The sequence below is a fragment of the Xanthovirga aplysinae genome, assembly GCF_009711365.1.
Classification (GTDB): Bacteria; Bacteroidota; Bacteroidia; order Cytophagales; family Cyclobacteriaceae; genus Xanthovirga; species Xanthovirga aplysinae.
Window position 1 is genome coordinate 1 of record NZ_SMMB01001136.1, and the last position, 9,034, is coordinate 9,034.

At 40.4% G+C, this 9,034-nt stretch carries 3 protein-coding genes; 2 read left to right on the forward strand and 1 reads right to left on the reverse strand.

The window, feature by feature from the left end; genetic code table 11:
* Window positions 1–192 precede the first annotated feature (192 nt).
* A complete protein-coding gene (locus tag E1171_RS13980) occupies window positions 193–3,477 on the reverse strand; it encodes a beta strand repeat-containing protein (RefSeq protein WP_155206649.1) in 3,285 nt (1,094 codons plus the stop codon).
* 881 nt (window positions 3,478–4,358) lie between these two features.
* Here E1171_RS13980 and E1171_RS13985 point away from each other — a divergent pair.
* Together E1171_RS13985 and E1171_RS13990 are read left to right on the forward strand one after the other, a co-directional pair.
* The gene (locus E1171_RS13985) at window positions 4,359–5,255 is read left to right on the forward strand and encodes an ABC transporter ATP-binding protein (RefSeq protein WP_155206650.1); all 897 of its coding nucleotides are present in this window, start codon (window positions 4,359–4,361) and stop codon (window positions 5,253–5,255) included.
* A 31-nt stretch (window positions 5,256–5,286) separates the two neighbouring features.
* Window positions 5,287–8,907: an ABC transporter permease/M1 family aminopeptidase gene (locus tag E1171_RS13990; RefSeq protein WP_155206651.1), complete on the forward strand. Its 3,621-nt coding sequence runs from the start codon at window positions 5,287–5,289 to the stop codon at window positions 8,905–8,907.
* Window positions 8,908–9,034: the final 127 nt, after the last annotated feature.

Sequence of the window (9,034 nt, forward strand, 5' to 3'; positions counted from 1 at the left end):
AAAAAAGGTTTAAATGCGGTAAATGTCAAAGTGGTTTAATAATTACTATTTTCTTTTTATTGCAAATGGAAAGCCTGTCATAGTTGATGGGCTTTTTTTATTAAATACCTATGGATGATTCCTTTTGGTGAAAGAAAAAAACCGGCCCTTTGAAAAGCCGGTTTCCTATTCAACTTTTAGTTTATATTAAACCTATTGCCGAACATAGAGGGTAAAATCGTTTCCTTTCAGGCTGATTTTCATCCTTTGTTGATCATCTCTTTGGTTACTGATTAGCCTATTATTTCTCCCACTCATTTCCACCTCCATGAAGTTATCTTTACCTGACTGCCTAATTAGGGCTTTATTGTTCCAGCTGTTACCATCTTTATTGATCAGGGCAGTTTGGCCTTTTCCCTGTTGGTCAATCTCATAAAAATTGTAGTCCCCAGATTGGATGATTTCTGCTATATTTCCTAATCCAGATTGCCTGATGGTGGCTTGGTTGCCATGTCCCTGTAAATCAATCTTGCCCATTGTGAACCAGTTTCCTATGGTAGCGGTTGCCATTGCCGTTCCACCGTTAGATGCCATAAATGTGGGAGTAAACCCAAACCCACCAAGATTAATAGCGGCAGCAAACGCTGTGGAGGATTGTCCTTGAGAGGCCTCCGCTAATGTAGTTGCATCGGCAAAGTCACCTCCAATGTTAGAAGCAAAAGATTTAGCTGACGCAAAACCATCCCCACTTGCATTTGCTGTAGCATCAGAAGTAGCCATACCATGCCCTATATTAATAGCTTTAGCCACAGCAAGTGCTTCAGCTCCCATTCCACTAGCTGTTGCAGAAGAAACGGCATTAGAAGTCCCCATTTCCCAATTGAATGCGAAAGATTCGGCCTTTGCCATGCCAACTGCATCTGCGGTTGCCCTTGCACGTGCTAAAACCTTACCCCCTCCAAAGTTATAAGCATTGGCCTTTCCTGTAGCCATACCACCGCCATCTGCATTAACAACAGAAATTGCAACTGCACTACCATCTCCGACGTTAAAAGCATTGGCAATAGCTGTAGCATTACCCCCATTATTGGCTATAGCACTGGCATTGGCTACAGCTGAAGACAAATCATCTGAACCGAAGTTTAAAGCTTTGGCATTAACGGTGGCATTGCCATCTTCACTTGTGCTTGCATTAGCACGAGCATCTGCTCTACCATATCCGAAGTTTAAAGCCAAACCTTTAACTGCTATTTTTCCATTATTTCCTTCTGCTTCTGCAGTTACATTTGAGATGGCTTCACCTTTTCCAAAATTTAAAGCTTTAGAGTGAAGAGTAATTTCATTATTATGATAATTATCCATATCATTTCCCACTGTACTATTACCTGTAGCAATAGCTGTTCCTCCAAAAGCAAAACTTTCTACTTTTTGTGTGATTACATTTTGGTCTCCAAAAGTAGTTATGTCTGAATCTGCTATGACCTTTCCACCATTTAAACTTATGGCTTGAATATTATTGCTAATATGATTTCCATCTCCATCAGCTCCTAATGCCCCGGCTAAATCCCCTTGGTTAACAATTGTGCTTGAATGATTACCAATTGCCAGGGCTTTTATATTATTATGTACGATAGAATTGGTGGCCTCTATTGCCCCTGCTAATTCCCCCTGTTTGACAATAGAGCTTGCATTATTCCCAAAAGTAATGGCTTTAATATGGGACTTTACCTTTGAGTTTATAGCCCTTATTAATCCGGCATTTTCCCCTTGGTTAACAATGGAGCTTGCCTGATTACCAATAGTAAAAGCTTGAATGTTGTAATTCACTTTTGAATTATTAAAGAAAGCATTTATCCCCCCCGCTCTTCTGCCATCGTTAATATGAGTAGTTGATGCATTACCAAAAGTCAGTGCATTAATATTATAATCTGCATTTGCCTCAATAGCAGTTATTTCTCCAGCACTTTGCCCTGAATTGACATAAGTAGATGAGTTTTTACCAAAAGCTGCTGCACTAATTCTGTAGTTTACAAAGGCATTGGAAAATAATATTGATCCGGCCTGTGTGTCCCCTTCGTTGATAGTGATATTTGCCCCATTAATAGCCGCCGCTTTGATTTGATAATTAACTTTAGAAAGTATATTGTCATCTAAAGTACTAATTATTCCGGTATTGCCACCTTCGTTGATATTAACTTTTGAATCATTACCAAAAGCCGTTGCATTAATGCCGTAATCTACCCTAGCACTAAAAACATCTATTCCTCCAGCATTGTCTGAGGTATTGACATGGGCTTCAGAACTACCACCAATAGCTGTCGCAGTAACCCTGTAGTCTACATCGGATCCGTCCCTGGCAATCACTATTCCTGCGCCATCTGCTGAATTGACAGTTGCCAGAGAAGCATTTCCAATAGCAGCAGCATTTATTTGATAATCAACAGCGGAAGCTACCAATTCGGTCAATCCGGCTCTGCCAACATTGTTAACCTGAGTGATGGACCCATTACCAAAGGCGGAAGCCCGTATTGAAAAGTGTCCATTTGAACCATCAAAAGAGGCTATCGATCCTGCAGCTGATCCCGTGTTAATCCTAACTACTCCGTTCATTGACAATGCAGCTATGTTGTAATTAATATCAGAATCTCTGCTGCTTATTAATTCTGCACTGTTCCCCTCATTTATAATAGTACTGGCATTCTCTCCAATTGTAAGTGCATTAATGGTATTATTAATCCTAGAATTATTTGCCCTTATAGCACCTGCACTATTTCCGTTATTAATTACGGTGGTAGAACTGCCAAGGGTGAAAGCATTAATATTGTAATTTACTTCAGAATTATTAGAAACATTAATTAGCCCAGCTCTTTCTCCATTATTAATCATGGTGTTAGCGCCTTCCCCAATTCCTAATGAATTAATTTTGTAATGTATTTTAGAATTATCAGCCTCCGCCTGTCCGGCAAGGCTTCCTGTGTTGATGGTTGTTGTTGAATTGGTGCCAACAGTAAGTGCCCTTATTACATAATTCACTAATGATTCATTACCGTCAATAATTACCGCCCCATTCCGATCCGTTTGAATGTTGTCATTGACAATAGTACTTCCTCCCCCTGTAGCTACTGCTGTGACTTGATTAGTAACCGTACTCATATTTCCATTTTGGATATCCACTAAGGTTTCTGCGGTAGTATCTCCACTACCTGTTTTTAGGGCATTAGCAGTAGCATTTACGGTATTTCCCGTTACACCTGCAACGATATCGATTTTGGAAGAGGCATTTGCTGTTCCACTACCTCCAAGGCTTAAAGTAGTAGCTGTTGCTGTAGCTGTGTTATCCCCGTCATTGGCAATGGCTTGAGCGAATCCGAGGCCCAGCGTCGAGGCCGTGGCAGTGGCTTCTGCTGAAATGGGAGGGATATCCACAGCGGTAGTCATAGCTGTTGCATTACCAATGGAAAAGGCTGTTTCAGTGGCCAACAATAAAGAAGGAGGCAATAAAACCCTGGATTGTTGATTTATCCCCGAGTGTGATGAGCTATTCCATTTGGTATAGAATAGTGGGTTACTAGAATATCCTTGTTGGTAGAAGGATGAAGAAGGAAAATGGACGGGGGATTTTGATAGTTGTAGCCTACTGAACGGTTTCGGTGTCCAGCTTGACGCCGATTTCTTCTTTCAGGCTTTTTCTTGCTCAGAAATTTGCTGGGCTAAGGCTAAATTAGCAGCAAGAAATGCTGAAATAAGCAGTAAACCTGTTTTTTTCATCAGAACTAAAGTTTAATAGTGAGGGGTTTGGATTAATGTGGATTAGACAGAGGGTTTCCTCTATCAATTCATGTAGATGGGGAGAAATTAATAGGAAAGGTATGGGCAAGCTTTTTTAACTCTTTGCCCTATGCTTTGTAAGGTATTAAATGAATAGTTAAGATAAAGTTGGGAAGAAAGTCAGTAGGTCAGTAAGTTGTACTTTTTATAGTAAGTCAATAGCTTATTAAATTTAGAGTTTTTTTACTTAACAATGAATGGTAAAATTCAATTTTATATAAGAAAAATGCAATTTTTATTCATTGATGTTTAATTATTCTTTTTCCCTCTAAGAAAAGGTCTTAGGATAAAAGGTGTAATATTAACAGTAGAAAGGAGTATTATGTAAATAGGCAGGGACTTAACAAACTTTTTTTATTGATATTTTCTTCCACCTTTGTCAAAGAAGTTGACCAACGGCCTTCCATTGGGCCTTAACCTTCCAAGAAATGTGACAAACGAACTTCACATTTCCCTGAAATCATTGTGAACCTGCCAAAAGATAGTTGGTCACAATTATTTAGAGTTCAATGATTTAGTCTATAGGTTTGATAAAAATTAATTTGAATCCTATGGAAAATCTTACCATTAATAACCTATCTAAAACCTATTCCAATGGGGTGAAAGCGCTCAATAATGTCTCATTGGAAATTCCCACAGGCATGTTTGGATTACTGGGGCCCAATGGTGCCGGAAAATCTTCTTTGATGCGTACCTTAGCCACCTTGCAGGAGGCAGACGAAGGTACAGTCACCTTGGGAGAATTGGATGTTTTGACCCAAAAAGAGGAGGTGAGAAAAGTGCTTGGTTATTTGCCTCAAGAGTTTGGACTTTACCCTAAAATATCTGCGGAAGTCTTGCTCGATCATTTGGCTGTATTGAAAGGGTTAACCAATAGGAGAGTAAGGAAAGAGGTAGTCACAGCTCTTCTACACAAAACCAACCTTTACGATGAAAGAAAGAAAAACCTTGGCGGTTATTCAGGAGGAATGAAGCAGCGCTTTGGCATAGCCCAGGCCCTACTTTCCAATCCTAAACTAATCATTGTGGATGAACCTACAGCCGGCCTTGATCCTGCCGAGAGAAACCGCTTTTATAATTTGTTGAGTGAGCTTGGAGAAAATACAATTGTGATCCTCTCCACTCATATAGTGGAGGATGTAAAGGAACTGTGCACCAACATGGCCATTATCAACCAGGGCAAAGTACTGTTGCAGGGCAGTCCTTTAAAGGCTATGGATGCCTTGGAAGGAAGGGTGTATCAAAAAACCATTTCAAAAAACAGTTTGAAAGCCTACAAAAATGCTTATACGGTCATTGCGGAAAGAAGACTCCTGGGCAAACCTGTTATCCACATTTTAAGTGATAGTGATCCGGGAAATGGTTTTGAACCTGTTGAGACAGACTTAAGTGATGTTTACTTTGCGCAGATCTTTGGCGGGCAAAATTATAGCCCGGTACTTTCCTGAATTCTTTTTCCAACCTAAAACCAAATCTATCATGTGGTACGAAATACTAAAATTTGAGCTTCAATACAGGGCAAAACGGCCCGATACTTATATCTACTTTTTTATCCTTTTCCTGTACTCCATTTTAGCCGTTGACTTTCTTTTTGAAGGGGAATTGGCCCCTCTTAAAAGAAATGCACCCATTGTGATCGCCAGAACCATGGGCATTGTTTCTGCTCTTTTCATGATGATCATTTCCATGATCATGGGAGTAGCCGTTTTGAGAGACTTTGATCATCAGATGGAATCCCTGCTGTTTATCAATCCTATTAAGAAAAGGGATTATCTCCTGGGGCGGTTCTTGGGTTCATTCCTGGTATTAGTATTTATTTTCTCCGGTTTGCTCTTCGGGATGATCCTTGGAGATTTTATGCCCTGGCACGATGCGGAAAAAATGTTGCCTTTTAATTTTTGGCACTATTTTCAGCCTTTTCTTTATTTGATTGTACCCACTTTGTTTTTTGGTGGAGCCATCTTTTTCGTGAGCGGTGCCTTAAACCGTAAATTACTGGTGGTCTATACCCAGGGATTTCTGTTTTTAATGGCTTACCTCCTGGCTATGAATCTGGCCAAAGGTTCGGATGACCTGTTTGTAACTGCTCTTATTGAACCCTTTACTTTCCAAAGTATCAGGGTGTTTACCAAATTCTGGACCGTAATAGAACGAAATTCCCTGATGATTCCGGTGGAAGGTGTGTTGCTTTATAATCGTCTGCTTTGGGTGGGAATGGGCATTGTCGCATTAGTAGTAGGTTATTTTGGTTTCAGTTTTAATGTGGTTAGGGGAAAAGGGTTTAAAAAACAACTAAAAGTGACCCCCAATGTGGAAAACTCTTCCGGTCAGGAGATGACTAATATTCAAATTCCGGCAGTCAGCCTGCAGGAGGGAGTTAAATCAAATTTGCAGCAGCTCCTGCAACATGCTTTATTTAATTTCAAATCTATTGTGAAGGAAGTTCCTTTTTGGGCGATTGTCCTTTGTGGAATGGGAATCCTGCTGATCAGCTCCTTTAATCTGGGCACTTCCTTTGGGGTGGATAGTTACCCCACTACCTATATTCTGATAGGAGAGCTTGTGGAACTGACGGTAATATTTTTCTTGTCGATTATTGTGTTTTATTCCGGTGAACTGGTTTGGAAAGAAAGGAATGCGAAGTTAAACGGCATATATGATGCTTTACCAGTTTCTGGTTTTATTAGTTTGGCAGGAAAGTTCATTGGGTTGATTTTCATAGAAGTGGTATTGATATTGTCCCTCATACTAGCAGGGGTCTTCTTTCAAACTTCAAGAGGTTATTACCAGTATGAATTGGGTGTGTACTTCATAGGTTTCTTTGTGGAGGTCTTTCCTTTTCTTTTCCTTCTGACCATTATCTGCTTTTTCATCCAGACCCTGGTTAATCATAAATTTATAGGGCATATGGTAGTGGTGATTTTGGTCTTTGCTTCCACCATCCTGTTAAAAGTACTTGGGGTTGATCATGGGTTGTATACATTTGGTGGTGCAGATTTAGGAACTTATTCGGATATGAATGGGTATGGTCATTTCCTTGAGCCTTATCTTTGGTTTAAGGGATATTGGATTGCCTTTTCCTTTTTACTTTTTCTTATTGCTGTACTGGTTTCAGTGAGAGGAGCAGAGACACAGCTCAATAAACGCATGAAACTGTTCAGACAACGACTGGGTAAACCCATGTTTAAAGCCGGAGCCGTTGCAGTGGCCATTTTTATCTTATCAGGAGGTTATATTTTTTATAATACCAATATCCTAAATAACTATAGTTCACCGGCATCAGAAGAAGCTCATCGGGTAGATTATGAGAAAACTCTCAAGCATCTGGAGTATATTCCCCAACCCAAAATTGTAGATGTGAACCTGAAATTGGACCTTTACCCTTATGAAAGGGATTATGCTGCAGAAGGTTATTACATACTCACCAATACGCATGATATGCCTGTTGATGAAATCCATATTCAAATTCTCCCCAATGAGCAGGTGCAAATTGAATACCTGGATTTTGAGGGTGGGGCCACTGTTAATTCTGATTATGAGCGCTTCCGTTATAAAATTTATACTTTGAATAAACCACTACAGCCTGGAGATTCCCTGAAAATGGAATTTAAGCAGACCTTTACCACTCAGGGATTTACCGAAAGTAGAGATACCCATTTGGTATACAACGGGACTTTTTTGGATAATTTTCACTTTCCAACAATTGGGTACAATGAGGATATCGAACTGGAAGACGAGGATGTTCGGAAACGGAATCGACTGGAGCCAAAAATTAGAAGGGCCAAAAGGGACGATCGGATAGCCGTATTGGGGGGCAGGTCCGGAGGGGACGGGGAGGAGATCAATTTTGAAATGGTGATAGGCACGGACTCCAGCCAGATAGCCATTGCACCCGGTAATTTACAAAGGGAATGGGTAGCTGGTAATCGTCATTATTTCCATTATAAAATGGATAAACCCATGTCTAATTTCTATTCCATCGTATCTGCCCGTTATGAAGTGATGAAAGACCAATGGGTGCCGGCCCATGATAGTTTAGGCAGTCCGGTAGATCTGGAAATCTACTACCACAAAGGGCATGAGTATAACCTGGACCGAATGATGAAAGGGATGAAAAAGTCTTTGGATTATTATACGCAACATTTTGCTCCTTATCAGTACCGGCAAATGCGGATTATGGAGACGCCCGTTTATAAAGACAGGGCCCAATCATTCCCTAACACCATTCCTTTTTCAGAAGGAATTGGGTTCATCATGGATATTGATGATGAAAAAGATGTAGACATGGCTTTTTATGTTACTGCCCATGAAATGGCACATCAATGGTGGGGACATCAGGTGAATCCTGCCAATGTACAGGGTATGTCCATGCTTTCTGAGACACTGGCACAATATTCGGCTCTCATGGTTTTGAAGCAGGAATATCCGGAAGAGAGGGTGCAACAACTTTTGCAATTTCACAGGAATCGCTATTTAAAGGGAAGAACAAGAGAGAAAGTACAGGAAATGCCATTGGCCCTGGTAGAATCCGGTCAAGATTATATCCATTACGGAAAAGGCCTGATCAACCTCTATGCCTTTCAGGATTATATTTCGGAAAATAGTGTAAATATTGCCCTAAGCCGTTTCCTAAGGGACTGGGATAGTTTTCATGGATTGAAAAAGACAAAGACAGACAGATATCCAACTACTATAGATTTGCTGGGCTATTTCAGGGAAGTAACATCGGATAGCCTGCAATACCTCATTAGCGATTTGTTTGAAAACGTTACCCTTTATGAGAACAAAACGACGGATGCCACCTTTGAAAAGCTTTCAAAAGATCAGTTTAAAGTGAGTCTGAGTTTAAATGTTAAGAAGTTTCGATTGGATAGTTTGGGGGTTGAGAAAAATATGGGGTTGGATGACTGGGTAGATGTAGGCATATATGGGGAAGGTAAGAATGGGGAAGAGGAGTTGATTTATTTAAAGAAGCATAAGATTACAGATCAGTTGGCAGAATTGGAAATTATTGTGGATAGGGAGCCGGTTAGAGGAGGGATTGATCCTCTTGGGAAGTTTATGGATAGGGATGTTGAGGATAATTTGAGGGGATTTTAGGGAAAAGATGAAGTGACGGTTGAGTGACTCTCGGGCCTAAGCAAGACGCTTAGACCAGAGAGTCACTCAACCGTCAGCCATCTACATGATTAAATACAGGCACTGTGAGAGAAACTGTGTAAGTGGT